The organism is Bdellovibrio bacteriovorus (genome assembly GCF_048286975.1).
GTDB lineage: Bacteria > Bdellovibrionota > Bdellovibrionia > Bdellovibrionales > Bdellovibrionaceae > Bdellovibrio > Bdellovibrio bacteriovorus_H.
The window spans coordinates 95,569-119,755 of record NZ_JBLVRT010000009.1 but is presented as its reverse complement, the minus strand read 5'-3'; the positions used below and the strand labels follow the sequence as shown (position 1 = coordinate 119,755).

23 protein-coding genes are annotated in these 24,187 nt (G+C 50.2%); 5 read left to right on the top strand and 18 right to left on the bottom strand.

The genetic code is table 11. The features are described 5' to 3' along the window. The coding region (locus ACNQKP_RS18390) for a TPM domain-containing protein (protein WP_417866767.1) at positions 1 to 663 on the bottom strand (663 nt) is incomplete at its 3' end. A 13-nt stretch (positions 664 to 676) separates the two neighbouring features. Continuing rightward, positions 677 to 1,267: a LemA family protein gene (locus tag ACNQKP_RS18385; protein WP_417866765.1), complete on the bottom strand. Its 591-nt coding sequence runs from the start codon at positions 1,265 to 1,267 to the stop codon at positions 677 to 679. A 196-nt stretch (positions 1,268 to 1,463) separates the two neighbouring features. On the opposite strand from ACNQKP_RS18385, the gene ACNQKP_RS18380 reads away from it, so the two are divergent. Then, positions 1,464 to 3,029 (top strand): pseudouridine synthase, encoded by a 1,566-nt coding sequence (locus ACNQKP_RS18380; protein ID WP_417866763.1) that lies wholly within the window; start codon positions 1,464 to 1,466, stop codon positions 3,027 to 3,029. Here the strand turns inward: ACNQKP_RS18380 and ACNQKP_RS18375 are convergent. The 4 genes from ACNQKP_RS18375 to ACNQKP_RS18360 are packed head-to-tail and all read right to left on the bottom strand — an operon-like array spanning position 3,026 to position 6,344. Continuing rightward, positions 3,026 to 3,460 (bottom strand): hypothetical protein, encoded by a 435-nt coding sequence (locus ACNQKP_RS18375; RefSeq protein WP_417866761.1) that lies wholly within the window; start codon positions 3,458 to 3,460, stop codon positions 3,026 to 3,028. The two genes, ACNQKP_RS18380 and ACNQKP_RS18375, sit on opposite strands and share 4 nt — an antisense overlap. Beyond that, positions 3,457 to 4,338, bottom strand: coding sequence for a fused DSP-PTPase phosphatase/NAD kinase-like protein (locus ACNQKP_RS18370; protein WP_417866759.1), 882 nt, complete (start codon positions 4,336 to 4,338; stop codon positions 3,457 to 3,459). The genes ACNQKP_RS18375 and ACNQKP_RS18370 overlap by 4 nt, the downstream gene beginning before the upstream one ends. Positions 4,339 to 4,398: 60 nt before the next feature. Next, positions 4,399 to 5,115, bottom strand: coding sequence for a TrmH family RNA methyltransferase (locus tag ACNQKP_RS18365; RefSeq protein WP_417866757.1), 717 nt, complete (start codon positions 5,113 to 5,115; stop codon positions 4,399 to 4,401). A 20-nt stretch (positions 5,116 to 5,135) separates the two neighbouring features. Then, positions 5,136 to 6,344 (bottom strand): acyl-CoA dehydrogenase family protein, encoded by a 1,209-nt coding sequence (locus ACNQKP_RS18360; RefSeq protein ID WP_038451159.1) that lies wholly within the window; start codon positions 6,342 to 6,344, stop codon positions 5,136 to 5,138. A gap of 181 nt (positions 6,345 to 6,525) precedes the next feature. On the opposite strand from ACNQKP_RS18360, the gene ACNQKP_RS18355 reads away from it, so the two are divergent. After that, a complete protein-coding gene (locus ACNQKP_RS18355) occupies positions 6,526 to 7,626 on the top strand; it encodes a competence/damage-inducible protein A (protein WP_417866755.1) in 1,101 nt (366 codons plus the stop codon). Here the strand turns inward: ACNQKP_RS18355 and ACNQKP_RS18350 are convergent, their stop codons facing one another. The 3 genes from ACNQKP_RS18350 to ACNQKP_RS18340 form a co-directional block, all read right to left on the bottom strand. Further along, positions 7,627 to 7,992 (bottom strand): hypothetical protein, encoded by a 366-nt coding sequence (locus ACNQKP_RS18350; RefSeq protein WP_417866753.1) that lies wholly within the window; start codon positions 7,990 to 7,992, stop codon positions 7,627 to 7,629. 192 nt (positions 7,993 to 8,184) lie between these two features. Then, the gene (locus ACNQKP_RS18345) at positions 8,185 to 9,381 is read right to left on the bottom strand and encodes a S1 RNA-binding domain-containing protein (protein WP_417866751.1); all 1,197 of its coding nucleotides are present in this window, start codon (positions 9,379 to 9,381) and stop codon (positions 8,185 to 8,187) included. A gap of 89 nt (positions 9,382 to 9,470) precedes the next feature. Continuing rightward, positions 9,471 to 11,765, bottom strand: coding sequence for a vitamin B12-dependent ribonucleotide reductase (locus ACNQKP_RS18340; protein WP_417866749.1), 2,295 nt, complete (start codon positions 11,763 to 11,765; stop codon positions 9,471 to 9,473). Between the two features lie 197 nt (positions 11,766 to 11,962). On the opposite strand from ACNQKP_RS18340, the gene ACNQKP_RS18335 reads away from it, so the two are divergent. From ACNQKP_RS18335 to ACNQKP_RS18325, 3 genes are all read left to right on the top strand, one after another. After that, positions 11,963 to 13,531, top strand: a complete 1,569-nt coding sequence (locus ACNQKP_RS18335) for a hypothetical protein (protein WP_417866747.1) — start codon at positions 11,963 to 11,965, stop codon at positions 13,529 to 13,531. Between the two features lie 62 nt (positions 13,532 to 13,593). Further along, complete coding sequence (locus ACNQKP_RS18330) at positions 13,594 to 14,787, top strand: cysteine desulfurase family protein (protein WP_417866745.1); 1,194 nt, start codon at positions 13,594 to 13,596, stop codon at positions 14,785 to 14,787. A gap of 104 nt (positions 14,788 to 14,891) precedes the next feature. Then, complete coding sequence (locus ACNQKP_RS18325; protein ID WP_038451152.1) at positions 14,892 to 15,218, top strand: HesB/IscA family protein; 327 nt, start codon at positions 14,892 to 14,894, stop codon at positions 15,216 to 15,218. A gap of 57 nt (positions 15,219 to 15,275) precedes the next feature. On the opposite strand, the gene ACNQKP_RS18320 is transcribed toward ACNQKP_RS18325, so the two are convergent. From ACNQKP_RS18320 to ACNQKP_RS18280, 9 genes are all read right to left on the bottom strand, one after another. Beyond that, a complete protein-coding gene (locus ACNQKP_RS18320) occupies positions 15,276 to 16,085 on the bottom strand; it encodes an alpha/beta fold hydrolase (protein WP_417866743.1) in 810 nt (269 codons plus the stop codon). A 63-nt stretch (positions 16,086 to 16,148) separates the two neighbouring features. After that, positions 16,149 to 16,946, bottom strand: coding sequence for a 2Fe-2S iron-sulfur cluster-binding protein (locus tag ACNQKP_RS18315; RefSeq protein WP_417866741.1), 798 nt, complete (start codon positions 16,944 to 16,946; stop codon positions 16,149 to 16,151). Between the two features lie 25 nt (positions 16,947 to 16,971). Continuing rightward, the gene (gene tyrS, locus ACNQKP_RS18310) at positions 16,972 to 18,189 is read right to left on the bottom strand and encodes a tyrosine--tRNA ligase (RefSeq protein ID WP_374028089.1); all 1,218 of its coding nucleotides are present in this window, start codon (positions 18,187 to 18,189) and stop codon (positions 16,972 to 16,974) included. Then, positions 18,186 to 19,751 (bottom strand): ribonuclease Y, encoded by a 1,566-nt coding sequence (rny, locus tag ACNQKP_RS18305; RefSeq protein ID WP_417866738.1) that lies wholly within the window; start codon positions 19,749 to 19,751, stop codon positions 18,186 to 18,188. Before rny ends, tyrS begins: the two co-directional genes overlap by 4 nt. 7 nt (positions 19,752 to 19,758) lie before the next feature. Continuing rightward, the gene (locus ACNQKP_RS18300) at positions 19,759 to 20,322 is read right to left on the bottom strand and encodes a 5-formyltetrahydrofolate cyclo-ligase (RefSeq protein WP_417866736.1); all 564 of its coding nucleotides are present in this window, start codon (positions 20,320 to 20,322) and stop codon (positions 19,759 to 19,761) included. Between the two features lie 26 nt (positions 20,323 to 20,348). Then, a complete protein-coding gene (locus ACNQKP_RS18295; protein ID WP_088566884.1) occupies positions 20,349 to 20,657 on the bottom strand; it encodes a cell division protein ZapA in 309 nt (102 codons plus the stop codon). A gap of 162 nt (positions 20,658 to 20,819) precedes the next feature. Next, a complete protein-coding gene (locus ACNQKP_RS18290) occupies positions 20,820 to 21,314 on the bottom strand; it encodes a hypothetical protein (protein WP_417866734.1) in 495 nt (164 codons plus the stop codon). Positions 21,315 to 21,422: 108 nt separating this feature from the next. Beyond that, a complete protein-coding gene (locus ACNQKP_RS18285; protein ID WP_417866732.1) occupies positions 21,423 to 22,436 on the bottom strand; it encodes a hypothetical protein in 1,014 nt (337 codons plus the stop codon). Positions 22,437 to 22,449: 13 nt separating this feature from the next. After that, positions 22,450 to 24,186: a L,D-transpeptidase family protein gene (locus ACNQKP_RS18280; RefSeq protein ID WP_417866730.1), complete on the bottom strand. Its 1,737-nt coding sequence runs from the start codon at positions 24,184 to 24,186 to the stop codon at positions 22,450 to 22,452. Position 24,187: the final 1 nt, after the last annotated feature.

Sequence of the window (24,187 nt, the reverse complement as noted above, 5' to 3'; positions counted from 1 at the left end):
GCCGTAGCCACCGCCCCAGCCGCCACCTCCACGAAGATGACGTCCACGACCGCCACCAAAGCGACCCAGGATAGAAATAATGATGAAGAGAATAATGATCACACCAATGGGAATATCGCCGCCGGAGCCATCACGGTCACTTTTTGCAGGAACACCTTCTTGCAATCCGTTTTGTTCAGCGAACTCTTTATCCGCCAGGCGCAGGATTTCATGCGTGCCCAGAACGATCCCGGCCGAAAACTGACGGGCGCGGAAAAGTGGTACGACCTGATCACGAATGATTCTGCTGGCGATCACGTCAGGAATAGCGCCTTCAAGACCCTGCCCGACTTCGATGCGCAGCTTACGATCATTCGCCGCAATCAGGAACAAAACCCCGTTGTCTTTTTTCTCGTCCCCGAGCTTCCATTTGTCAGTGACAGCAATGGAGGCCATCTCGATGGGCATGCCATCCAAGGTAGGAACGATCAAAACTTGAACTTGAGCGACCCCGCGCTTGTTGAAGTCATAAAGAAGCTGCATCAGCTCTTGACGGTCGTTGCGGGAAAGATAGCCGACCTCGTCCATCACAGGACCGGTCAGCGTGGGAACCTTAAACTCAGCCCGGGCGGAAACACCCAGGGCCAAGAAGAAAGCGAAAAAAGAATATGCTAAGAAACGCATGTTCCCTGACAAACTAGAACTTCACTTCCGGTGCTTTTTCAGCAGAAGCTTTTTCTTCCGGAGTCATGTCCCATTGAGGCATTTTTTCGAAGTGATACATGATCGCATTTGTCCAGCTTGTCGGCGGAACGCTGACTTGGTTGTTAAATGCGTTGATAGTCTCGATGTATCTTTGACGAGCAATTGTGATGCGGTTTTCAGTGCCTTCCAGCTGAGCCTGAAGATCACGGAAGTTCTGATCCGCTTTCAACTGAGGATACTGCTCTGACACCACCATCAAACGACCCAAAGCTTGAGACAAACCACTTTGCGCCTGCTGGAATTTCGCCAACTGCTCTGGCGTCACTTTGGAAGGATCAATCTGCATAGCGGTCGCTTTGGCACGAGCCTCTGTCACCGCCGTCAACGTAGCTTCTTCATGCTTCGCATAACCCTTAACAACATTCACAAGATTCGGAATCAAATCAGCCCGACGTTTGTATTGATTGTTCACCTCAGCCAAAGCAGCCTCGGTAGCATTCTTAGATTGAGGAAGAGATTGAATCCCACAACCTGCCAAAAATGGCATCAACATCAAAGCAAGAACTAGAATACGGTTTTTCATAAAAACAAGGCCTCCGTTAGATTCGTTAGAACTTATAGCTGGACATCGACGCGAGTTCCGCAGTGAGGCAAAACAGCCTCAGCGGAGCCACCGCCAAAAAAAACACGAACGAGGACTGTCTGAGCGGCGAGGTCCAGCTATAAGTTCTAACGAATCTCCCAGTGACCCACAATAAAAACCGAATTATAGTAGTCGGATGACACGGATAATTAAGCTTCAACACACCGAAATAGCGGGCTGCATCTTCGTTGACAAGATCGCAGGTCTGAACACCCATACGCCCGAGTATGGTCAGCGCGGCTGTGTCGAAATTTATGAAGAAGAACTGGATCGCAAGCTCTACACCGTGCATCGTCTGGACAAAGCCACTTCCGGCGCTTTGGTCTTTGCCACCAGCTCTGAAATTGCCGCCCAGCTGACTCAAGCCTTTGAGCAGCACAAGGTCGAAAAGAAATACCTTTTCCTGACCGACAAAAAAATCGCCCGCACGGAGTTCACCTATGAATCCTTCATCCAGAAGGAAAAAAATGTCTTCGTCAGCCGCGACACCCAAGAGCCCAATTCCAAAACCAGTTTCAAATGGGTGAAAGCTTTGGGTCCTTACCAGTTGTGGGAAGCCGTGCCCCACACGGGTAAACCGCACCAGATCCGTCTGCATGCTGAAGCCAACGGCATCGCCGTCCTGGGTGACAGTGATCACAATGGCACGAACCACTTCCGCCTGTGCCTGCACTCGCAAGTGTTGGGCTTTGAATTGAATGGCCAAAAAGTCCGCTATGAAACCCCGCTGCCAGGCTGGGCCGAAGACGACTTCACGGCAGATCCGGAAGAACAAATCCTGACAGAAGCCTTTCAGCGCCGCGAACGCATGTACAAGTTTTCAACTTTGACTGATGAGTGTCTGCGCCTTGCCCATCGCGAGCTGGACACTTACCGCATCGATCAGTATGGCGAATATCTGTGGGTCTACTGGTACAAAGAATCCGATCCGACGGTTCAGGATTTGTTGCGCTTTGAAAAAATCGCAAAGAAATATCACAAAAAGATTCTTGTCCGAAAGATGCTCAATCGCGGGGAAGACCCGAATGCCGAGCTGCTTTGGCATATCGGCAACACCGCTTCGCGCTGGCAGGCCAAGGAAAACGGTGTGATCTATGATCTGCGCAGCGATACCGGCCTGTCGCCGGGACTGTTCCTGGATCAGCGTGAAAACCGCCTGTGGGTGAAGAATCACGCCGAAGGCCGCAGTGTTTTGAATTTGTTCTCTTACACCAGTGGATTCAGTGTGGTGTCAGCTTTGGCTGGCGCACGCGAAGTCTGCACCGTGGACGTGTCCCAGAACTTCATCGACTGGAGCAAACACAACTTCACCATCAATGGCCTTGATCCTGAAGCCGAAAATCACGAATTCTGGGTGCAGGATTGCATCCTGTTCCTGAAGGGCACCATCCGTCGCAAAAGAAAATTTGGTATGATCGTCTGTGATCCGCCCTCTTTCGGGCGATCCAAAAACGGGGTCTTCTCCATCAGCAAGAACTTTGATGAGCTGCTGATCAACTGCATGTACTGCCTGCAAAAAGACGGTCTGCTGTTGTTCTGCACCAATTACGAGAAATGGACGACAGGAGATCTGCACCTGCGCCTGAACAAACTGAAAAAAGATTTTTCATTCAAGATTTTGCCGGCTCCGGCACAAGGATTGGACTTTGAGCTCCCGGATCAGGAGCCCCTGATGAAGTCCATCATCTTAAGAAAAAACTAAGGATAAAACTCGTAGCGAAGCTGAATGCGTTCTTCCCCTTGCAGGCCCATTTTTGAACCGCTGGCATAGGGAGGAATTCCGCGTGCGGTTTTCTTCTTTTTAGCCGGGTGGAATTTGTCATTCACGAAACAATCAAAGCGCTTGTTTTTGCAAAGGGTGTTGAATTCCTTTTTGTTCCCTTTGTGCACGTAAAGCTCCACCGCCTTGGTCATACGATCCAACAGCGCCAGTTCCTGCGGGTCCACCACAATTCCGGAATTGCGAGCCATTTCCGCCGGGCTTGCGTCAGCCTTGGGAGCTTTGTCCGTCTTGGACGACTTTGCTGCGGTCTTCTTTTCAGCCGGCAGATCATCAAAATCCAGGTCTTTGGTTTTCTTGGTCGCACAGGCTGACAACACCAGGGCTACAGCCACAATCATCAAATATTTCATCTTAACACCCACTCACCCCAAAGCATGCCCTCTCCATTTGGATGGGCTTTGGCATAATTATAGAATTCAGTAACGAATGCCGCACGCTCTTTCTGATAAGGATACTTCCAGTCCTTTTCATCGGCTGGCACCGTCAGCACGTCATAGTCGTTACTGAGTTCGGTATTGCGCTTGATGATTTCATCAAACGAAACGGTCTTGGCATTTTTCAGCATGTCGTACAAAACCATAAATGTGGTTGTACGACCCTTACCGGCACGGCAGTGAAAATGCACCCAGGCATTTTCCGGAAGGGCACGCACGCTTTCAATAAAACGATCCACTTCAGAATCCACCGGACGCACATGATCGGTCACGGTCAGGCGCACGTACTGATGGCCCCCGGTGCGGATCATGCTTTCTTCGGTTTCAATGCTTTGAATGGCGGTCGCCCCCACCGTGTCCCCCACACGCAGATCCCCCAACAAGCGGCGTTCGCGGCGAACAGCTTCTTCATGATTTAGATCGGCATTGGCCCAGTCACGGTCGGCGTACCAGGTCACCGGAATGTCATTGATCAGACCGTGGGATTCCTGGCGCAGGTCAAAGACGTACAAAGAGGCCTTGTTCTTTTTAACGGGCTTAGCGACTTCTTTCAGCGCCTTCGGACTGAACGTGGCACTGCCGGACATTCGCAAAGATTCGCTCTTGCGATAATTCATGGGCTTTGGCGCTGCATGGTCTTTATCAAACACCAGCTCTACCGGAGTTGTCGGCTGAGGCCTTGTCATGAAAAAAGGAATTTTAGTGCTGACCGGTTTATCCGGCGTAAGGCTTACGGATTTTTGCGCACAGGCAGCGGCCGCAAACAGAACGGGAAGCAAAAGCAGTTTCTTCATGGGGGTCCCCTTTCTTTCCAATAAGGTTATTGGAAATTAAAGGGCGACACAAGTTTGAAGTCAGGATTTAAGAGTGCCCCGGGAAAACATCTCTTCCAGATACTGGGCCGCGCTGTCCTGGGTTCTCATGTAATAGTGAGCCCGCAAGATCCCCTGCTCTTCTTCCGTCAGGGATGCGTTGGTTCCACGGCGTTTCAAGCGGTCTTGGGAAATATGATAAAGCCCCAGAGCCCCGGCCACGGAAATATTGAAACTTTGCACAAAGCCCGTCATGGGAATGATGATCGTTTGATCTGCGGCCGCAATCATTTCAGGGGTCACACCGTCACGCTCGTTACCAAGCACCAGGGCGCTCTTCCCACTGAAATCAACTTCGTGCAGAGGTTTGGCATTCGCATCCAGATGGGTCACATAGATTTTGTAACCCTGATTTTTCAAAGCCTTCACACAGTCCGCAGTCTTTTTCCATTTTTTGACTTCGACCCATTTGTCAGCCCCTTGGGTGACACGGTTGGCTTCTTTGAATTTTTCCTGGGTTTCAATGACGTGGAAATTGCCAAAGCCCAAACCTTCCGCAGATCTCATCACCGCCGAGATATTGCCACGGTCATAGATGCCCTCAAGCACCACGGCCGTGTCAAAATTGCGAAGCGCCACCACTTTTTCGATCTTCTGGCGGCGTTCATCAGTCAGCAGGGGCCCGATCTTCTCCAGCACCAGCTGGTAGTTCACGCGAAGATTGGCATTGATTTCAAGTTCGGGCCCATATGGGAACATTCTGACCTCTGTAGACTGGACTATTTGTAAAGAGCTTCCGGATTTTTTGCCAGGTCGCGAGTGATGTTCTTCTGGTGGGCTTCCAAAGTACCGCCACCGATCTCAAGCAACTTCGCGTCTCTCCAAAGTCTTTCCACCACGTATTCGCCCACGTAGCCGTAACCACCCAGAACCTGGATCGCACGGTCTGCCACATTTTTTGCCATCGTGGTTGCCACAAGTTTCACACCGTCAGAATCCAGACGGTTGCCTTCTTTGTTCAAATCCATACGGCGAGCTGTTTCGTAAACATACGCACGAGCCGCTTTGTATTCAGCATAGGAATCCGCGATATAACGCTGCATCTGACCGAAGTGATTCAAGGATTTGCCGAAAGCCTCACGCTCTGTCGCGTAACGGTTCATGATTTCAATAGAACGACGGGCAATACCCAAACTCATCGCAGCCAGTGTCAGGCGCTCGATTTCAAGATTGCGCATCATGTGCAGCATGGAGTCACCTTCGTGGCCAATCAGTGCACTTGCCGGAACGTGACAGTCCTGGAACACAAGTTCTGCGGTGTTGGAACCACGCATGCCCAGCTTGTCTTTGATCTTCTGACCGACAGCGAAGCCTTTGTGATCTTTTTCAACCAGGAAAGTGGAGATCAAAGCACGCCCGTGTTTTTCACCAGTGCGGGCATAGACCAGAACCAGGTCACAAGGTGTGTTGTTTTCATCGATGGTACCGTTGGTGATCCACATCTTACGGCCATTGATGATGTATTCATCACCTTTTTTTACCGCTGTCGTCTGCATGCCCAGAACGTCTGTTCCGATAGCAGGCTCTGACATCGCCATGGAGCCCACCCACTCACCAGAGCAAAGCTTTGGTAAAATACGGTGGCGCTGTTCATCACTGCCGTTCACAGCAATGTTGTTCACGCAAAGCATGGAGTGCGCCAGATACGCCAGGCAGAAACCCGGATCCGCGGCAGAGAACTCTTCATGAACGATGGTCGCCGCTGTGGCATCCATCCCTGCACCGCCGAACTGCTCAGGAACGGTGATTCCCAAAAGACCCAACTCACCCACTTTGCGGAACAGCTCCAGATTGAACTTTTCACTGCGATCATGTTCGTGCGCTTGCGGCTCGATTTCAGCCTCAGTGAAAGACTTCAAAGTTTCACGCAACATTGCGTGTTCAGGGGTTGGATTGTACAGATCGAATTCTTTCCAATTGAAAGACATATTAGGACTCCTTAAAGGTGCAGTACAGTCTGGTGAATCTATGTAGTGACTGCCTTCGGGGCAAGGTTTTGACCACAATAATGCGTCGCATCTGTGCCATTTAACAAGGGGCCCGGCATTGGTTCTGGACGCAAATCCGGGGGTGGAATACCTTAAATTTCTTCGAGGGAGACCGCAGAATATGAAAGCCGCTGTATTGGGCATTGGAACCGAGCTGACCGACGGTCAGATAGTAAACAAAAATGCCTCCTGGATTTCCAAAAAACTCAAAGACCTGGGACTGACGACCAAAGCCCACCTTGTGGTTCCGGACGAACGCCCCTTGATGCTTGAGGGAATCGAGTTTTGTGCCGCCAAAGCAGATTTGATCTTTGTTACCGGCGGCCTTGGCCCCACCTCTGATGATTTCACCCGTGATGTAGTGGCCGACTGGGCTGGTAAAAAACTGCTGTTTGACGAAAAGAGCTGGCAGCATGTCACCGACCGCCTGACCTCCCGCGGATATATCGTGAAGGACATCCAGCGCCAGCAGTGTTACTTCCCTGAAGGCGCCACCATTCTTCCCAACCGCGAAGGTACGGCCAATGGTTTTTCGGTAGAAGCTCACGGAAAAAAAGTTTTTGTCCTGCCCGGCCCCCCGCGCGAAATCGAAGCGGTGTGGGATGCGAGCATTCAGAACTGGCTTACTGAGCAGGCGCAGAGTTTGGATCCTTACCTGACCCGCAAGTGGGACACCCTGGGCGTTGGTGAATCCGACGTGGCTGTGATTGTCGAAGAAGTGCTAAAAGGCGTTGCCGTGGACAAGGGTTACCGCGTGCATCTGCCTTATGTGGAAGTGAAGGCCTCTTACTACCGCAGCCAAGAATCTGACTTGCAGGCGGCCTTTGACCAGCTGACCGAGGCCCTGCAGTTTTGCACCCTGGCCCGCGACGGTGAAGACGCGGCTGAAATCTTTGCCGACAAACTGAAGCAGATTCCCTCACTTTGTGTGATTGATGAAGTGACCGGCCAGTTTTTGATGAACCGACTGATGCCTGTGCTGCGTGGTTTTATGACGAATCAAATGTGGAGTTTTTCAAAATCCCGCGAGGTGAAAAGCCCTGCCGGGCTGCACCTGCATGTGTTGCCGAAGGATGAGCACAGCTGTGAAGTCAGTCTGGAATACAAAGGCCGCAAGGTGAAGGACTTTATCACCAGTCCATACAAGTCAGCCAATATGAAAGAGCGTCGTCATCAGTACTTTGCCGAAATGGCTCTGATTTTCTGGATTCGTAATCTGTGACTAGCCGGCTTTTTTAAAGCCCGAGAAAAGCTTGCCGAAGAAGCTTTTCTTCGTCCAGTCTTCCGGCGCCTGCACCAGACGGTGATAGTTCTGGTCAGCATAGCGAAGATGGTCATACACCATCGCGCAGGCATCCTGCACGGAGTTGTACTCTTTCGGTGTGATCGCATTACGATAGAAATCACCGGCCACATCTATGCTGCCGTTGGAATTCAGGAACACCTCAATCACTCCGAAATCGAAGTACTTGCGTTGTTCAAGCGGTCGGGCTTTCAGTCCTTCAAATTTGAAGTTCTGAAACAACCAGCGTTCCTTGGCATTTTCCAGAATTTTTGTCTCAATGTAAGACACAATGTTGCTGTTCATATTCCCTCACCCTGATGGACGTTCTGATAGGGCATAAAGCTGCATCTCTTATCGGCTCGTGGAACACTTTTATTTAGGATTAACCAGAAAATTGATGAAAAACTGATTTAAGTCCTAAAGTAAAAACAAAAGCCCCCTGGAGTATTTGCTCCAAGGGGCTTTCCATAATTTCAAATTGTCGAAGAAGATCCGTTAGTTCTTCTTGATGTTAAGACCTTTTAAAGCCTCTGCCATCGCCCCCAGACCGGATGAGGTCGTAGAGTGAGACTTCCAGCTGTGGTCTTCCGCTTCTCCAGGCAACGCCAAAGAAATTTTCTTTTCTTCGAACATGATCTGGTCCACCTGAACGGTCACATCGTCACCGCGTTTTTTGTTTTCGTATTGAGCGGCATCAACAGAATCACGCCATTTGGAGCGAGGCAAAAGACCCGTCACGCCTGGAGCAATAGTCACAAACAGACCGAAAGCTTCCTTCTTTTCCACTTTCCCCTGCACCACTGTGCCCACTGGGAATTTCTGCGGAACTGTCATCCAAGGATTGCCAGCGCCATCAGCTTGTTTCAGGGACAAAGAAATTTTCAGACGTCCGTCGACTTCTTCCATTTTGATCAGTTTCACTGTCACTGGCTGACCGGCCATCACCACTTCTTTAGGGTCATGAACGCGGGACCAGGAAAGCTCAGAAACGTGGATCAGACCTTCAATACCTGCTTCCAGCTCCACGAACGCACCGAATTTTTCCAGACGAACAATCTTGCCTTCCAGCAAAGCGCCCGGCTGATGTTTCAGCATGAACGTGCCTTCGTTTTCAGCTTTTTGCAGATCCAGAACCTTGCGGCGGGAGACAACGATGTTGCGCCCTTTTGGATCCAGCTGAGTGATCATGAAGTCGAATTTTTTACCCACGTATTCATTGGCATCCTGAACAAAGCGGCTGTCGATCTGGCTGATCGGGCAGAACGCCGTTTTACCCTGGATGTTCACGCGGAAACCGCCATTGCAGGTTTCAGTCACGCGGCCTTCCACTGGAAGTTCCATGTCGAAAGCGTCTTCCAAAGAATCTGTGGAGGCATTCATCGAGCCTTTTTTAGCCAGACGAACTTCGCCACCTTTGATGGAAGTGACAACGCAGTCGATGTAATCGCCGACTTTGTATTTTACTTCTTTGTTTTCATCCAAAAGATCCTTGGTCAGGATCATGCCGTCTGTCGGAGTGCCCGTGGCTACGAAAGCCTCTTCCTTACCGATGGAAAGAATCTCGCCATGAACCTGATCGCCCACGGAAAGTTTGGTCTTCATCCCTTTTTCAGATTGAGCAAAAAGTTCTTCGAAACTTGCGAAGTCTTTTGTCTCGTTAATATCATCACCAAAAATATCTTTTTTAGACATAAAGCAGTCCTTAGTTAAAGAGAACAGAGAGAATAAAGGCCCCTCCAAAGTTTGACCAGCACCGCCGCAGCGAGTTGCCCTTCAAGTCTTCAGGAACAACCCACCGTCGTGCCGCAGTTTGGACATCTGTAACAGCCGCTCGTAAGCACTGTGTCACTCCCGCATTCCGGGCATTTCATGGTGAAATTTGGAACGCTGACCTCTTCCACGGCTTTGGCCTTTTCCTTCAGATTCAGAGGCTGACTTTGCTTGCTGCCGTCCCGATAGACTGCAACAGCCTTCACTCCGAGTTTCCAGGCCAGGAAGTAAATGCGGCTGATGTCCTCTTCGGTGGCCGAACTTGGCATATTCACCGTTTTGGAAATGGCCCCGCTGATAAACGGCTGCACTGCCGCCATCATCTTCACATGACTTTCCGGGGACAAAACCCGCTGGCCCGGCATTGCCGTGGCGGTGTCAAAGACCGGCAGGTCTTCCGGGTGCATTTGCGGAGCCCCGACCACCGAGTTGTTTTCTTCCACGTACTTCAAGATCCCCTGACGCTCTTCCTCGGTGTACTGCAAAGCCTCCAGGGCGGCGTCGACGGACTGATTCACAATCTGAATCTCACCCCCGCCCACCAGTTTTTTGAATTTGATCAAAGAAAAGTCCGGCTCAATTCCGGTGGTGTCACAATCCATCAACAGACCGATGGTTCCTGTCGGTGCAATGACGGTGGCTTGAGAGTTTCTGAAACCGTGTTTTTCCCCGTTAAACAAAACACCCTTCCACAGGTTCTTCACGGCCTTGTCGATCCCTGATGGCAGCATCTTCCACGCGACCTGATTCAAAGCACGCTCGTGCATCTTCATCACTTTCAGCATGGACTTGCTGTTTTTGCGATACCCCGCAAATGGCCCCTTGGCCCGCGCCATCTCGGAACTGGTCAGGTACGCCACCCCCGACATCAGCGCGGTCAAGGCCCCCGCCCATGCACGACCCTCGTCGCTGTCATAGGCAACACCTTTTCGCATCAACAGGCTTCCCAGATTGGCAAAACCCAGGCCCAAAGGACGATAGTCATGTGAATTCTGTGCAATTCTTTGTGTCGGATAGCTGGAATAATCCACCAGAATTTCCTGCGCCACGAACAAAGTTCGCGCTGTGTGAATAAAGGATTCAAAATCAAAATCACCGGTATCACCCAGGAACTTCACCAGATTGATTGACGCCAGATTGCAGGCGGAATCATCCAGGAACATATACTCAGAGCAAGGATTGCTGGAATGAATCACGTCAGTTTCTGGGCAGGTGTGCCACTTGTTGATGGTGTCGTGGAACTGTATCCCCGGGTCAGCGCACATCCATGCGGCCCGGGTGATACGCCCCCACACCTCGGCGGCGGGGATTTCACGCAAAACTTTACCGCTAAGTCGTGCTTTCAGTTTCCACGGGCTCTCTTTTTCGACAGCTTTCATAAAAGCATCGCTGACACGAACCGAGTTGTTGGCATTTTGGCCTGAAACTGTGCGATAGGCTTCGCCCTCGAAATCCGCACTCAATCCGGCCGCGATCAAAAGATGCGCCTTTTGCTCTTCACGCATTTTCCAGTCGATGAAATCCAGAACTTCGGGGTGATCGATGTCGACCACCACCATTTTGGCCGCCCGTCGGGTCGTGCCGCCGGATTTGATGGCGCCAGCGCCTTTATCCAGAACTTCCAGGAAAGAAATCAGGCCCGAGCTTTTTCCGCCGGAACTCGTGGCTTCGTACTTGCTGCGAATTTTTGAAAAGTTGCTGCCCGTGCCGGAGCCGTATTTGAAAAGTTTGGCTTCAGTTTTCGCCAGGTCAAAAATGCCCTCGATGCTGTCGTCCACGCTTTGAATGAAACACGCCGAGCACTGCGGGCGCTCATAGGCATTTTTGGTGGCTTGAATGGATTTCTTTTTTTCATCCCAGGCGAAATGTTCACTGGGACTTTGGGACTTGTATGCTTCCCACAAACCGGCATTGAACCACACCGGGCTGTTAAAGGCCCCGCGCTGGGACAGCAGAATGAATTTCAGTTCTTTGGCAAAGATGTCGGCCTCTTTGCGAGTGGCAAAGTAACCGCCCTGGCGAATCGCTGATGCCACAATCGCCTTCACCACCCGATCCACCATCTGCCGCACCGAAGTTTCATGACCCGTCACCGGCACGCCGACTTTGCGGAAATATTTGCTGGCAGCAATATCAATTGCCAGTTGGGACCATCCCTCGGGAGCTTCGACATTTTTCATTTCAAAAAAAACTTCGCCCTTGCGGTTGCGAATCTCGCTGTTCACTTTTTTCCACGTGAAAAGACTCTCTGGATTTTTGCCTCCAGAAACAAAGTACGACGGGCTGTGCAGAGTTTGTTTTTTCATACATTCAGTCTAGAGATTCTTTTCTTCCGAGCCAAGCCCACGATTTCAACAATACAGATGTGCGATAAGACCATGGTCCAAGGGCCTGTATTGTGTTAAGCCTTGGCAATCTATCCCTTGTGTAACACCGACGGCTTGTTTGTTTAGAACAACAAGCCGTTAAGAGAAACATGAGAACGTTTCAAAGGACGTGGGGAATGGATCAAAGCTCGATCAAGAAAAAGCTCCTCATTATCAAATCCAAACCGGCAGGTCTTGGAACCGTCGAAGGTTTTTTAAAAAACCGCGACTGGACCATCAAGTCCACAACGAACCTTAAAGATGCTCTGATCTTTTTGGTTCAGGAACAGCCGCAGTTCGTGATGATCAGCATTGATCATCCCAACCGCAAAGTTAGAAATCTTCCCAAAATTCTGGCGCAGGCCTTTCCCTGCTGCGTGATTATATTCGGCGAGGAAAATTCAGCCGCGAGCTTCAATATGCTGAACACCAGCAACTGCGAATACGTGCTGTATCCCCCGGTGACCGGCCCTGCGGTCGAAAGAACCGTCAACAAATTCTATAAAGACCAGCAGGCCAAAGGTGTCACCAACCCGTTTCAACGAAATGGCGCCGCAGGTGCTGAAGGTGATGGGCTTATCGCCATCAAGGGCGAAGGCGGCACCATGGGCGCACAAAGTGCGCAAAGCATTCTGCAACAACTGCTGGCCGGCGACGAAGGCAACAATCAGTTCACAGGAATGACGGCAGCCGACAGTTCCGCCACGGCCGGTGGCCCTCAGCATGCCTCAAATATCGGTTACATGCCGGGCACCAATTCAGAACTGAATCTGGGGCTGATGCAACCGTCAACTCAGAATAACGGCCTCGGTCCCAGCTGGGCACAACAAGGTCACGGCGCTGGCAACAGTATGGGAAATGGCGCCGATGAAAGCGACGAAACTCTGAATGCGATGCTGATGCGTCAGAACGGCGGCAACAAAGCCGGTTCGGGCTGGGCACCAATGCCCCCCAAAGTGCGCCGCAAGGATCGTCCGACACCCGAGCAGATTGAAAAAAATCCGCTGGCATCAAAGCAGGATTCGATCATCCTGCGTGGAACCAAGGACGCTTTGGAAAAATCATGCCTTCAGACCAACTTTGAGGAATCCGAGGCCATTGAAGATTCCACCAACATTTCCTGCATCGTCATTGAATCCACCCGTTTTTCCGGCTATTTGATCACCGCCATGGGTAAAGATCGCAAGCTGGATGATATTTTCCTGGGAAAAGTGCGTGAACGCCTGTTCCGTTTCCTGAAAGAAAATGGCGAAAACATCGAGGACAGCGAATCCATGCAGCTGAAAATCAAAGAGGTCCCTTTCGAGGAATGGGCTTTGGAACAAGCCGAATTCCTGCGCAAGTCCGTGCACGATGGAAACGAGGTCGCCATGGCCTTCTTCCCTCGCCACGATGTAAAAACCACTTTTGGTGAATCCGCCGACGAGGAAATGGCCAGCATTGACTTGAATGAGCTGGCGGGCGACGTGGCCGTGGAATTCAACGTTTATATTTACCTTCCCAAGAACAACAAATACGTCCTTTACACTCCCCGGGGATCAAAATTCTTCAATGTGCAAAAGCAGCGCCTGCAGAATCAGGGCGTGTCCAACCTGCATATATTGAAAGCCGAGATCCAGGATCTGGACAAATACCGGGCCCAGAACTTCCTGAACGACAAAATCCAGGATTTTGAGTCAAAACAAAAAGACAAAGTCGTTGCCTAAAGACGTCGTTCCGGCGTTTTTCGTTGACCCCAAGCCCGGGCAAGGTTTAGCTCATAGGCACTATGGAAATGAGCACCGAACGCCCTATGGGAAAGACTTTGCAGCAGGACAACGGCATCTATCTTGATTACAACGCCACGACACCCGTGGACCCGCGCGTTTATGCCACCATGGAACCTTACTTCAAAGAATTCTTCGGCAACCCGGCCAGCGCCGGTCATCACTGGGGCTGGATCGCGGAAAATGCCGTTTCCAAAGCCCGCACCCAATTGGCAAGCTTTATTGGCTGCAAGGGCATGGAGGTCACCTTCACTGGTGGCGCCACAGAATCCAACAACTGGGTCATCTTCGGTTTGATTTCCAAACTGCGTGAAGAAAATCCGAACGGCCCGATTCACTTTATCACCAGCAATATTGAACACAGCTCGATTATGAAGGGCATGGCCGCTGCTCAGAAAATGGGTGTGGAAGTCGACTTCCTGCCGGTGAATAAATTCGGCGTGGTTGAACTTGAAGCGGTGAAAGCGGCAATCAAACCACACACGAAACTGATGAGCTTTATCTGGGTGAACAACGAAATCGGATCCATCAACCCGATTCCGGAAATCGCCGCTCTTTGCAAAGCGAACCAAATCTATCTGCACACCGACGCCACTCAGGCGGTCGGCAAAATCCCGGTGAATGTCACCGAGATGGGCATCGATCTGATGTCTTTCTCGGGCCACAAAATCTATGGCCCCAAAGGTGTGGGTGCTCTTTACATCCGCGGGAAAGATCCGAAGGTTCAACTGAATCCATTGATTTATGGTGGCGGTCAGGAGCGTGGTCTTCGCTCAGGCACCGTCAATGTGCCAGCGGTGGTTGGCTTCGGCACGGCTTGCGAGCTTTGCCAGCAAAACTTCACCGCAGAAGTCCAGCACATGAAAGATCTGCGTGATTTCCTGTGGTCTGAACTTCAGCAAAACATCCCGGGCGTAAAACTGAACGGTCACCCGACCGACAGATCACCGGCAAATTTGAACATCACTTTACCTGGCATCAAAACTGAACAGATCCTGCCTCGATTGCAGAAGCTGGGCGTGAGCACGGGCTCAGCCTGCGGCACCGGCGCGATGGTGGTCAGCCACGTACTGAAAGGCCTTGGACTGAGCACGGAAGAGGTTCAGTGCTCGCTGCGCCTAAGCCTGGGCCGTTGGACGACTCAGGATGAATTAAGCCGTGCGGCTCAGATCCTTAAGCAAGCTATTCAAAAATAGTTAATAAATTCATATATTTGAACAATCTCCCCGGAGGGCCTACCAGGGGCTCCCCAGCCCTTGACAGCTGTGTTATACTAGCTGCGACGTTAAAGGAGCTTTCTATGATCACTATTTCACCTGAAGCAGCAACTAAACTGGCTTCCCTAAAAAAAGATGAAGGAAAAGACGACGCGGCTTTTCTGCGCGTTGAGGTGAAAAAAGGCGGCTGTTCAGGCCTGTCTTACAAAATGGATTTCGATACCGTGACTCGGGATGGAGACAAGTTCTTTGAATCCCAAGGCCAAAAAGTCGCGGTGGATTCTCAAAGCATGCTTTATCTTTTGGGCATGACGCTGGAGTATTCCGGCGGCTTGAATGGCAAAGGGTTTGTGTTCAACAACCCGAACGCCAACAAACACTGCGGCTGCGGTTCCAGCTTCAACGTTTAGTTTTATCCTTACATGCAAAAACAAAAAAGGGAGTCTTCACGACTCCCTTTTTCTTTTTCATGCGGCAACGGATTCGCTTAAAAACTCACGTATGAGACGCGAGACTTCTTCGGGCTGCGTTTTAATTGCCAGGTGCCCTGCACCCGTCAAAATCACAACATCCTCACAGCCGATATGGTTGGCAAAATGACGATAGGCCGCCTGATCAAAAAGCAGATCCTTTTCATCAAAGATCAACCGGCATTCGCCACGGTACGTGTACAAACGCGTATGCCAGTAAGCCCAGTCTTCAGAACGCAGGATCCAGGCGAAGTGATGAATCATGTGCGCCACAAACTGCAGCTTGCGGCCCTTCAGTGTTTCCACTGACACGTTTCCTTCACTGCGTTCATCGCGGAAGATCTGCGCTGAACGTTTCAGGAAAGCACGACCCATCGGTGTCGAAAGCATTACATAGACACTTTTCAAGTTGAGCGGAATGGCAAAAAAGAATTTCAATTCCTTTGGAAGGAAGTGGCGAATGGGATCTGTCACCATCGGGTTGATCAAAACGGTTTTTTCAACCAGATCCGGATGCTGCGTGGCCAAACCCCACGACAAAGCACCACCGTAACTCAGCCCCGCAAGACTGACTTTTTCACCCGGGAAGTTTTCACGAATGAACTTGGCGACGGCTTCGATTTGCACGGTGAAGAACAGCTTATCGCTGCTCATATAAATGTGACTGAGATTGAGCACAACCACCCGATAATGAGCCGACAGGGTTTCCGCGATGGACTCCCAATGGTGAACACTTCCTCCATAACCATGAAGAAGTATTAGCAGCGGCCCTTGTCCCCGTTCCCGGAAAGTGATCTTGTGTGACATCCGTGAAACTTATCGGTAAAGATCTGTTTACAGGACACTGCCCACAGGTCCAGACCGCTCGGATTATTGATTATCCTTGCGGTCCTGTTTTGGCTGCTGATTTTGCTGAGGCTTCTGGCCCTGCTGCTGATTGCGGTTTTGATTCTGATTGCGATTCTGGTTCTGCTGTTGCTGCGGCTTTTGATTTTGCTGCTGCTTCGGCTGACCCTGTTTTTGCTGGCCTTGCTTCTGTTGCTGGCCGCCTTGCTTCTGCTGACCTTGCTTTTGATTCTGCTGCTGGTTGCGATTGCCACCGCCACCACCCTGCTGCTTTTGCTGCTGCGGGCGGTTCTGTTGCTGCTGACGCTGCTTTTGTTGTTGCTGTTTTGGCTGATTTTGAGTTTGTTCCGCCGCCACACCTTCAGCTGCCACCTCAGTGGAAGTTTCAGCTGAGTCAGCACTGCGGTCTGCCTGCTGATGCTGTGGGCGGTCTTCCGGCTTTTCAGTCAAAAGCATCGTGTCGTTGACGGCCTTGGATTCAACCTGCTTGTTGGCGCGGAAGCCCCTGATTTTTTTGACTTTGTTTTCACTCTTTTGAACCTGTTCAGTCAGGTCCACGGTGACATCGCCATAACAACGCACCTGGCAGCTCAAACGGCGGCCATCAATAAAGTGACTCGTTCCGATCAGGCTCAACTCGGCTTTCGTCGGGGGCAGAGTGTTGGACTCGCCCTCGGCGATACGCACCCGGCATTCTGCACAGGATGGAACACCTTTGCAGATGGATCGGATTTCCAGTTTGTTCTCCGTTGCAATCTGCAAAAGGCTCTTGTCAGGAGTTCCTTCGACTTCGATATTCTGCGGAAGAAATTTGATTTTCATAACTCGGATCCCCGATCAGTTCTGACTACTTAACAACAATCTTAACGAATTTCTTTTTACCGGCTTTCAGCACGAAGCTTGCGCCGGACTTCAGGTCGATTTTCAAACGAGGGTCGGAAACCTTCTCGCCATCAATCTGCACCCCACCACCCTGGATCAAACGACCGGCTTCACTGTTGGAAGCAGCCAGCTGGGCTTTCACCATCAATGCCGCCAGCCCCACTTGGGTCTCGGCTTCGACTTCAAAGTCCGGTACTTCATCCGGCAGACCTTTTTCCACGAAGATGCGGTTGAACTCGTCTTCCGCCGCTTGCGCTTCAGCCTGGGAATGGAAACGTTTGATAAGGAATTTTGCCAGCTCCACTTTCACTGTGCGCGGGTGCTTGCGGCCTTCGGCCACATCCGCACGCAGCTGATTCAAACCAGCAGCACCGACGTCAGTCAAAAGCTCGTACCAGCGGTACATCAGCTCGTCGGAAATTCTCATGGTTTTTCCGAACATGTCTTTCGGTGTATCCACCACAGAAATATAGTTGTCCAAAGACTTGGACATCTTGTTCACGCCGTCGATACCTTCCAAAATCGGCATGGTCAGCACGCACTGTGCTTCCATTCCGTAAGCGGCCTGCATCGCACGGCCCACCAGAAGATTGAACTTCTGATCCGTACCACCCAGCTCAACATCCGTTTTCAAAGCCACGGAATCGTAACCTTGAGTCAGAGGATAGATGAATTCGTGAATACCGATTGGAGTGCCGGATCTGTAACGTTTGGTGAAATCCTCGCGCTCTAGCAGCTGAGCCACGGTGTACTTGGAAGTCATGGTGATGAATTCCGCCGGTGTCATTTTCATGATCCAGCTGGAGTTGTACACGATCTCGGTTTTTTCCGGATCCAGGATCTTGAAGATCTGTTTTGCGTAAGAGCGGCCGTTTTCCTCGATCTCTTCGCGAGTCAGCATCGGGCGTGTGCTGTTTTTACCGGAGGGATCCCCGATCATCGCCGTGAAATCTCCGATCAGGAAGGACACCTTGTGCCCCAGATCCTGGAAGGTTTTCAGTTTGTTGATCACAACGGTGTGGCCCAGATGGATATCCGGACGTGTTGGATCTGCACCCAGTTTGATATTCAAAGGTTTCTTCGTCTCGATCGAGCGCTTAAGTTTTTTAAGCATGTCCTCGTCATTGATGAAGTCGGCCGTGCCGAATTTGATTCTTTCCAGCTGCTCCTGAGGACTCATCATCTTGCATGCTCCACAGAACGGGTTTCACGAACCACAGTGACTTTCACCTGACCGGCCTGAGGCATCTCGCGTTCGATCTTACGAGCGATATCACGGGACAGCATCACGGCCTGATCATCGGTCACACGGCTGGATTCAACCAACACGCGGATGTCTTTACCGGCTTGCAGCGCCAATGTTTTCAAAACGCCGTCGAAGCTGTTGCCGATGCTTTCCAGGTCTTCCAAACGATGAATGAAGGTATCCATCTGCGGACGACGTGCGCCCGGACGGGAGCTGGAAAGAGTGTACGCTGCATGAACAATCCAAGCCAGGATGGAGTGAGGTTTTTCCTCTTCATCGTGAGCGCGGATCGCGTGGCAAACGTCTTCGGATTCATTGTATTTCTTAGCGGCTTCAGCACCTACGAAAGCATAGCTGCCTTCCACGGTGTGATCGATCGCTTTACCGATATTGTGCAAAAGACCTGCACGGCGAGCCAGCTTCACGCTGACACCCAGTTCAGCCGCCAGAAGACCGGCGATCGTCGCCACTTCCAAAGACTGATTCAAGGCGTTTTGGCCCTGGTAAGAACGGTATTTCAAACCACCGATGATTTTCACCAGCTCAGGGTGCATGTTCGGAATGCCCAGCTCCATCACGTGGCGCTCGCCTTCCTCTTTCATGGATTTCATCAGTTCGTTTCTTTGTTTTTCAGCGACTTCTTCGATACGTGCCGGGTGAACACGACCGTCTTCCATCAGCTTTTCGATGGTACGACGAGCCAGTTCACGGCGAACCGGATCGAAACCAGAGATAACCACCGCCTCTGGAGTGTCATCAACGATCAGATCCACACCGCAGTGGGCTTCCAATGTGCGGATGTTACGACCTTCACGGCCGATGATTTTACCCTTCATCTCGTCGTTTGGCAGAGCCAGAACGCTGACAGTTCTTTCAGAAGTGTACTCGGAAGCAAAGCGGGACAAAGCTGTTGCCAGAATGCGCTTGGCTTTTTTCTCGGATTCTTTGTTTGCTTCTTCTTCGATCTGGGCGATCTTCTTCGCCGCTTCCTGTTTCGCTTCGTCTTCCAAAGCTGTCAGCAACTGGCGGCGCGCTTCGTCCTGGCTCATGGCGGCTACGGACTCAAGCTTTTGCTTCAGCTCCCCAATGTGAGCCTCTCCTTTTTTCTCAAGATCTTTGATGCGATTTTCAGAGATCGCGATTTTTTCCTCGCGGTCTTTCAAAGAGTTCAGATAGCGCTCGTTTTCTTCCATCTTTTGTTTGAACTGGTCTTCGACCTCTTTCAAACGGCGCTCCAGCTGGGATTCTTTGTTTTTCAAAGTGGATTTTTGTTTGTGAATATCCTGCTCGACATTCTTGCGGGCGCGGGATTCGAAATCCTTGGCCTTGTTTTCGGAATCCTTCTTCAGCTTGGCAGCTTCAGAGTTGGCTTTGTTGACGATGCGTTCTGCTTCGAAACGTGCGGATTTCTTTTTGTTGTTGTCCTGCAGACGTTTGATAACGAAGACGACTGTTCCACCGATGAGCAGGCCGATAATGGCGCTGATTACGATCTCCATGATTCATTTACTCCTGATGCTTCTTGCAATCGACCAGTCCTGATTCTGTGATGAGGAAATCCATTTTCACATCATGAGGCTCGGTGGGAAGCAGATCGGCAGTGACTTGAAAATCAAAGCCTATTCCGACTTTCACCCCCGGGAAGGATTCCAGGGTTTTATCGTAAAACCCTTTTCCTTTACCGAGGCGATTGCCATTCTTATTAAAAACCAAACCGGGAACCAGCAGACCGGACATTTCGGCCAGGGATCTTTGGAAAGAGCCGGGTTTTGGTTCCCGCACTCCGTAGGGCCCGAGATCAAAATCCCGGGTCTCATAGAATTCCAAAAGACCCTCGCGCATTTTGGGGAAGGCCCATCTCAGGTGAAGAATGTGAAACACCTCTTCGACCTGAGCCTCTTCGGGCAAGGCCCGGTAGGCTCCCCAAACCCCCGTCTGTGATTTCATAAAATCACGCAGATGGGCGTCGAGCTGCTGTTGTTGTTGAACTAGACCTTGTGCAAACTCTTGGGCACAAAGAGATTTAAAGAAGGACCGGCAGTCCTTTTTAGAGCTCCAGGAAACTGGCATGGACACTCCAAGAAATCAAAACAAAGTCAGTTGTTCAAAACCTTGTTGTTCTTGGAATTTTCCAGATCCATTGAAAGTTGCAAGGCCTTCTCTTCAAGTTTTTCCAACTCGCGGTGGGCTTTGCGTTTCAATAGAATAAGTTCTTCGGCAAGATTCATCGCCGTCAGCACGGCTGCATTCTGATAGGAGCCATTCTTGGTGACACCAAGGGCTTGATTCATTCTGGAATTTACAAATTCAACGAGCTCTTCAACAGTCGCGTCGTCATGAGAGGTTTTTAATTTGTAAGGAACACCCGCAATTAGGAAATTGTAGGTTTTTTTCTCAGATGTCACTAGCACCTCAACAGCTGCAGAATCTATGGGTCTGTATTTCTTGGGACCTTTAAGTCTTCAGAACTTTTTCGACCTCGAATGCCTAAACCTTTTAAAACTCTAGAAAAATCCTAGATCAACACAAGGAAAAGTATATATCTAAAAGGTCGATATTCAACAGATTTATTTTTTAGAACAGGTGCAAATAATGCCGAGATTCTTCTGGTTTTCACAGTGTACGGTGCGCTTGCCTTCCCGGTCGTTCAGGTCGATCTCCTGAATGTCTTTAAAGTTCCGGCGGTAGGTCGAGATCACATTATTAAGCTTCGTGTCATTATAGGAGTATTCGTCTGATTTGATCACTCCATTAAGCAGGAAGTTGTTGATCGTGTCCTGATTAGGGTTCAGACGCTGATTGTTCGTCAGTTTGATATCGGTAATGACACCCTTTTCGTCGACTTGCTGCAGAATAAGCTCGGTCTCGACCTTCTTAGCCCCGGCGAACTTGGTTCGCAGGATCAGGTTCATCAGCTCTTTGTCAGCATTCAGATAATGGATCTTCCTTTGACGCAGCTGCGACTGGGAGGTCACAAACTTTTCGTCCATGATCTCTTTCAGGCGATTGAGGTCGACTTTGAACGACAGCTTTTCATCTTGAAGCTCAGGGAAGCAACGCATGAGGTTTTCATACGAAACGGAGACTGGCTTAACGCCTTGAGCCTCAGCAAAGTGAGGCCCAAAAACAAACAATAAACTTACAACAAATTTATGCATTCCCTTTTCCCATTACATGGGAGTGCAGCTTGATGCGGCAGAACGGTCGCAACCTTCCTGATCATCACTCGTGCAATACGCACGGGATTCAGTTTCCCATGTACGTGCCGATGCGCAATCCCCTTCACCTAGGTTAGTGAAAAGGCCATCCACGTTCAATGAAAAACCCAAAGTACTGCCGGATTTGGAGTAGTTTCCGACTTCAATTGAGACGTTCTTGATTGTGTTGCCTTTGGCGTCTTTGCCTTCTGCTGAAATACGATACGCTCCTGGGAAGACTGACACAAAGGTCGAGCCTTTGATTGGAACTGCGACCAGATAGCGAGGGTGTTTCATAACCAGCATGTCGGAAGGTTGAGAGACCCACATTTGCTTGAAGGAGCCGTCTTTTTCACCGTAGCCAACTCCGAAATCGAACAAACCGCGAAGGTCCATTGGTGATCTGGCGCTATTCCAGGCAATACAAATCTGCTCAGCACGAAGAACTGACGAAGGAGCATCGTAAGGTTTTACAAAGTTGTCGCATGCCTCATAAGTAAAGCGCTGAACATAGTCACGCTCCCACGCGCCTGCCAAATACAGATCATCGAAGTTGTCTTTATCCAAGAAGAAGAAGTGACGTTTCATATGATACATCGACATGTAGATCTTCTGTTGTTCAACAAGCTTACCCATGTCGCGATAGACACGGACGTTGTTGTTCTTCATTACTGCTGGGATATCAATTCGCTCCAACTGCAAAGTTGTAGTTGAACCTTCACGCACTTGAACCAAGTCCGGGTTGATGGAGTTTTCAAAACCAACAATGTACATTCCCGCCGGCACTGCAGTGGGTTTATTCAAATCAAAGAACACAGGGTTATCACAACTCCCACGTTTGGTGGTGTCGCAACGAACGGCTTTTACTTTGCGGAAGCCCTGATTTTCACCACCCACACCATTCACAGCCAGCGATCCCATAGCCTGCGCCCAGGCCGAACCCGCAAACAAAATCACAGACAATGCTGTCCAAAGCTGCTTTTTCATATTCATGGCTCCTTTAGAATAATTCATTGCCATGTCTCACTGTTTTCATTGTTTTTGCCACACGCTCGTCCTGACCATAAACATCTTTCACGAATCTCACCGCACCGTCTTGGGCGCGATCGACTGTCAGGTACATCAAGTAAACTGGAACTGGCACTTTCAAGTGAATGCGCTTTTCCCAGTTTTCCTTAGGAACGTAGTCAATTGAATCTTCTGGCGGAACGTAGGATTCCAACTTTTCTTTTGGCCAGTAGTCATCCGTCTGATTGGACTTCACCGCCACGTTGTCACGCAGGATATAAGCTGCAAAAGTGAACGGATCCTCCAAACGAACACAACCGGAACTCAAGTGTCTCTTGCTATCCTGGAACAACTTGGGATCTTCCGTGTGGTGCAAATAGATGGACCACTCGTTCGGCAACGGGAACTTAATGGAACCCAACGCGTTCTTTCGCCATGGCTCCTGGCGCAGATAATAAGGGAAGTTACTACGGGAAAGGTCCTGCAACATAGCCACACTTGGCGTCACCACCGTATTTTTAACTCGATCCACCAGATGCATACGATGCTTTTTCAAGTAGTCAATTCCTGGCTGCCCTTGACGCAGAATTGGCAGCTTGTCTCTAAATACAATAGAGTCCGGCGCCGTCCATGTTGGGTTCAGCTCAACGAAACTCAACATATTTCGAAGCACTGGCGTACGACGATAGCTTTGGCCATTGATGGTCTTGAAATGCATGACCTTGCGGCCTTCATCAAACATCTGGAATTCTGTTGTCGCCAGATTCACGAACACATGGCGAGACTCCATGGTTTTAGGCAACCAACGAATCTTTTCCATATTTACTTCAAGTTGGAAAACACGGTCAGCCACAGTCGTATTCAGGAAGGTCATTACTTCATTCCCGATGACCCCATCCACTCCCATGTTATTCACACCCTGAACATCCTCAATCACACGCTTTAGATCCGCATCATAAACGTCACCCGTAGACGTCACAGCATAACCCAGACTTTGTAAGCGACCACGGATAGCCGGGATCGCAGCATCCTTGTCGCCGGGACGAAGGCTCTTTTTGTTAAGTTTGATCTGAGACCATCCGCCTGCATTTTGAATGCTGCGGAAGTAGGCCAGAAGCTGTTTTAAATCCACGTAACGAAGATGAGTCGGTGCAAATTTATCCAATCCTGCGACCAGCGCTTTTGCACTGATATTGGACTGAACCGCTCCCAGAACCTGATTCAACTCTGTATATTCTGTGAATTTTTTCTTGGCGATCTTAATGTCAGTATCAATCTCCATCGGGTCGAAGCGGCCCGTAGACAAATGAGTTACATAACGAATAACGGCTTCAGACACAGCCAGCTCAAATGTAGCTCCGAATCTGCCATCTGTATTTGAAGTATAGATGTTTTCAATGATCCGATCCCAATAGTCATCGGGATTCAGACCTTGCAGGTATGCTCCTTGACGAAGAGCTTCGCGAGCGGCGGCCGCCATAGCATTGGGTTTGCCATTCGCGTCGACCCAGATCGCAGAATAACCACGCTTTTCATACAAAGATATCAAAGGCGCTTTATGAAGATAGAAATTGGATCCACGGACAAAGATAACCGGAATTTCTTGAAGGTCCTTATTCAGATAGCCACTGAGCTGCGACTCCAGTGCCGCAGAGGCAAACTGGGGCGCCAGAGTCATCATGGACATACCGATCAGGAAAGTCTTTTTAAACAAGCTCTTCATAGACATA

Excerpts from the sequence above, each read along its gene's own strand:
- ACNQKP_RS18380 (WP_417866763.1), top strand. The coding sequence starts at position 1,464 with ATGACACGGATAATTAAGCTTCAACACACCGAAATAGCGGGCTGCATC.
- ACNQKP_RS18375 (WP_417866761.1), bottom strand. The coding sequence starts at position 3,460 with ATGAAATATTTGATGATTGTGGCTGTAGCCCTGGTGTTGTCAGCCTGT.
- rny (WP_417866738.1), bottom strand. The coding sequence starts at position 19,751 with ATGGAGATCGTAATCAGCGCCATTATCGGCCTGCTCATCGGTGGAACA.
- tyrS (WP_374028089.1), bottom strand. The coding sequence starts at position 18,189 with ATGATGAGTCCTCAGGAGCAGCTGGAAAGAATCAAATTCGGCACGGCC.
- ACNQKP_RS18315 (WP_417866741.1), bottom strand. The coding sequence starts at position 16,946 with ATGAAAATCAAATTTCTTCCGCAGAATATCGAAGTCGAAGGAACTCCT.
- ACNQKP_RS18345 (WP_417866751.1), bottom strand. The coding sequence starts at position 9,381 with ATGTCTAAAAAAGATATTTTTGGTGATGATATTAACGAGACAAAAGAC.
- ACNQKP_RS18290 (WP_417866734.1), bottom strand. The coding sequence starts at position 21,314 with ATGCGTTGCTTCCCTGAGCTTCAAGATGAAAAGCTGTCGTTCAAAGTC.
- ACNQKP_RS18330 (WP_417866745.1), top strand. The coding sequence starts at position 13,594 with ATGGAAATGAGCACCGAACGCCCTATGGGAAAGACTTTGCAGCAGGAC.
- ACNQKP_RS18325 (WP_038451152.1), top strand. The coding sequence starts at position 14,892 with ATGATCACTATTTCACCTGAAGCAGCAACTAAACTGGCTTCCCTAAAA.
- ACNQKP_RS18335 (WP_417866747.1), top strand. The coding sequence starts at position 11,963 with ATGGATCAAAGCTCGATCAAGAAAAAGCTCCTCATTATCAAATCCAAA.
- ACNQKP_RS18280 (WP_417866730.1), bottom strand. The coding sequence starts at position 24,186 with ATGTCTATGAAGAGCTTGTTTAAAAAGACTTTCCTGATCGGTATGTCC.
- ACNQKP_RS18370 (WP_417866759.1), bottom strand. The coding sequence starts at position 4,338 with ATGAAGAAACTGCTTTTGCTTCCCGTTCTGTTTGCGGCCGCTGCCTGT.
- ACNQKP_RS18285 (WP_417866732.1), bottom strand. The coding sequence starts at position 22,436 with ATGAAAAAGCAGCTTTGGACAGCATTGTCTGTGATTTTGTTTGCGGGT.
- ACNQKP_RS18340 (WP_417866749.1), bottom strand. The coding sequence starts at position 11,765 with ATGAAAAAACAAACTCTGCACAGCCCGTCGTACTTTGTTTCTGGAGGC.
- ACNQKP_RS18385 (WP_417866765.1), bottom strand. The coding sequence starts at position 1,267 with ATGAAAAACCGTATTCTAGTTCTTGCTTTGATGTTGATGCCATTTTTG.
- ACNQKP_RS18360 (WP_038451159.1), bottom strand. The coding sequence starts at position 6,344 with ATGTCTTTCAATTGGAAAGAATTCGATCTGTACAATCCAACCCCTGAA.
- ACNQKP_RS18365 (WP_417866757.1), bottom strand. The coding sequence starts at position 5,115 with ATGTTCCCATATGGGCCCGAACTTGAAATCAATGCCAATCTTCGCGTG.
- ACNQKP_RS18350 (WP_417866753.1), bottom strand. The coding sequence starts at position 7,992 with ATGAACAGCAACATTGTGTCTTACATTGAGACAAAAATTCTGGAAAAT.
- ACNQKP_RS18355 (WP_417866755.1), top strand. The coding sequence starts at position 6,526 with ATGAAAGCCGCTGTATTGGGCATTGGAACCGAGCTGACCGACGGTCAG.
- ACNQKP_RS18320 (WP_417866743.1), bottom strand. The coding sequence starts at position 16,085 with ATGTCACACAAGATCACTTTCCGGGAACGGGGACAAGGGCCGCTGCTA.
- ACNQKP_RS18300 (WP_417866736.1), bottom strand. The coding sequence starts at position 20,322 with ATGCCAGTTTCCTGGAGCTCTAAAAAGGACTGCCGGTCCTTCTTTAAA.